We start from the raw sequence: 2,392 nt of genomic DNA, 5'->3' as shown, positions 1-2,392 counted from the left end.
TATGGGTATAGAGATATGCAGTATTTCTTCCTGAAGATACGGGGTGCTTTTAGGCTGGTTACCCACACTTAAAGGAGAAGAGCCACATTGGCAGGCTGGAGTGGCAGGGGAAAGAATACAAAGGTAGACACAAACCTATCATCCCGCCCGAACTTTTTTATCGGCTTCAAGAGGTGCTGAAGAGGAGAAGTGTTGATACCGGCGAGAAGGGAAAGTTAGAATTCCTTTTGAGAGGCATTATTTATTGCCGGGCTTGTGGTCAAAAACTAACTGGAGAAATCCATCCCAGGGGAAGCTATTACCGCTGCCTTCCCAATCTCCACAAGGGAAAATGTAATCAGCCTTATATTCCGGTAAAGCTCCTTGACGATCAACTGGAAGCCCTTTATGAGAGACTCCAGCCACCAAAGAAGCTGTTAGAGCTTCTAAAGGTAGAGATGCAAGAGATTGCCCGGAGGAGAAAGCGGATTGCCGAAAAAGAGGTTAAGACGCTCAAAAGAACCATTGAAGACTTTGAGAGTAAAGAAATGAAGCTTTTGGATGAGATGCTAGGCGGGAAGGTAGCCAGAGAGATTTACGAAAAGATGGAGAAAAAATACGCCGAGAAGAGGAGAGAGGCAGAAGCCAGACTCAGCTAGCTTGAGGTAGACTACGAGGACCCCCTGGACTTCCTGGATAAATGCATTGTGGTAGCCAGCACGCTTTCATATCTCCATCAGAGGTTTAACTACGAGCAAAGGAAAAACCTCCTAAGGGCGATTTTTGAGAAAATCTATGTGCAGAACAAGGCTATTGTCGATGTAAAGCTAAACCCGCCCTTTTCATTTCTGATGAAGGATGATATAGAGAAATTGTTCAAAGATCATCCTACTGGGGGCACCAAAGAGGATGTTTTCGAACAGATGGTGGGTTTTACCCTTTCAGAGCAATATGCGGCACTAAAAAGTTTAGTTGATCCGCTGGGAAAGAAGGCAAGGGCTTTTCTGGATATTGCCGGCCTGAGGTAGTAGGTGAAGTTGAATGATACCGTGTCTACTTCCTAAGGGTGTCAGTATATATACCCTGGTGACTCGCTACGTGGGGAGAACTTGGCAATCTTCAGGACGTCCTTTGAAGATAGCTCAAAGACGAAAAAATCATACTCGTTTAAGAATTCTTCTGAATCAGCGTATTCAGGTGGCCTTTGCTGAACAGCTAATGCCTGCACATTCAGATGGTACTTCTCAGGGCCGCTCATTTATATCCCCCTCCCTACTCAAGGCGGTAACAAGGTCGTCTCTATACGCCTTCATGTCTTCACGATGGAAGATGATTTCCTCAGGCTGCTCAATTATGTACTTGAATTCGTCCGCGTCCTTCCCAAAAGCCTTTTCAAAGAATGGCCTCCTAGGACCTACGACCCCATGAGTCGCGTGTAGGATACATTGTATACCTCTTAGTTGTGTCTTGGTCCAGTTTGGACCCGCATATTTCCTGTCTTTAGCATCAAGAGGGACATAGTTCATTGGGAAGGAGAAGATACTCAATCCCAGTTCCTCGTTAAGTTCGATATTGACCTGCAGCCTCCTGTAGAAGTCTTCTGGGGTGTCGTTATGGTTGAACAGTATGTAGTTGGATAAGCGTCTGATTCCGTACTTGTGAGCGAGGTACACTTTCTCTATATACAGCTTTTGGAGCTTGATGTCGTCGAAAGCTATTCGCAAAGGCTTAAGGGCCAACTTACTCAGGAGTTCCATGTTCTCCTCTGTAAGGCGCTTTGCCTCGACTCCCTGATTGAAATCCACATAGCGATGTGCCTTTCCGAACATAGCCCCCTTCTGGAACCCGTGCTTCTGTATCTCTTCTACTATTCGGGGGAATTCAGGCGAAGCTAAGACATTGTTGTCGAGCAATATCAGATCCTTCTTGTTAGGGTCTATCTGCTTCTCTAGAGGGATGAATGGGACGAATTCTCGCTCCAACCTGGGTACAGCGCAGTATGAGCACCGATTCTTGCACCCTTTCGTCATGTATCCGATGCTGGCATTGTTCGTGTAGTAGTTGTAGACGCCGCTAGTCAGCGTGTAATCAGGGGGCATTCTGTCTACTTCTTCCCAGAGGCCGAAGTGAGGTGTTATGCCCGTCTCATTCTCTACATCCTTCTGCAAAAGAGACGCAAGAATCCCCCCAACCTTGATATTGTTGTTTTTCAACTTGTTCCGCTGATAGAATTTGATAGTCTCTATGGTCATCTTCCATTGGAAGGTAAATAGAGTGGTGATATAGATTATGTCCCACGCCTGATCTCTAACAGCCGCACTTGTACCTTTGTAGAAGACCACCTCGTCCCCCCGCAGCTTATCCAAAGCTGTTAGATGCAAGTGATAAGAAAGATCGACAGAAGATTCGGGTT

The 2,392-nt window shown here is 46.1% G+C and carries 4 protein-coding genes; 2 read left to right on the top strand and 2 right to left on the bottom strand.

Annotation, left to right across the window (positions count from 1 at the left end; genetic code table 11):
• Positions 1–173: 173 nt before the first annotated feature.
• Entirely contained in the window at positions 174–638 is a 465-nt protein-coding gene (locus HW443_RS13455; protein ID WP_246273389.1) for a zinc ribbon domain-containing protein, read from the top strand.
• Between the two features lie 48 nt (positions 639–686).
• A complete protein-coding gene (locus HW443_RS13450; protein ID WP_246273387.1) occupies positions 687–1,007 on the top strand; it encodes a hypothetical protein in 321 nt (106 codons plus the stop codon).
• 41 nt (positions 1,008–1,048) lie between these two features.
• On the opposite strand, the gene HW443_RS10680 is transcribed toward HW443_RS13450, so the two are convergent.
• Both HW443_RS10680 and HW443_RS10675 read right to left on the bottom strand, forming a co-directional pair.
• The gene (locus HW443_RS10680; protein ID WP_176231925.1) at positions 1,049–1,237 is read right to left on the bottom strand and encodes a hypothetical protein; all 189 of its coding nucleotides are present in this window, start codon (positions 1,235–1,237) and stop codon (positions 1,049–1,051) included.
• Positions 1,224–2,392 (bottom strand): radical SAM protein (locus HW443_RS10675; RefSeq protein ID WP_219853967.1); only part of this gene is annotated, 1,169 nt, incomplete at its 5' end. The genes HW443_RS10680 and HW443_RS10675, both read right to left, overlap by 14 nt.

Origin of the sequence: Candidatus Hakubella thermalkaliphila, from assembly GCF_013281975.1 — a bacterium.
GTDB lineage: Bacteria > Actinomycetota > Humimicrobiia > Hakubellales > Hakubellaceae > Hakubella > Hakubella thermalkaliphila.
This window is presented reverse-complemented; position numbering and strand designations above follow the sequence as displayed.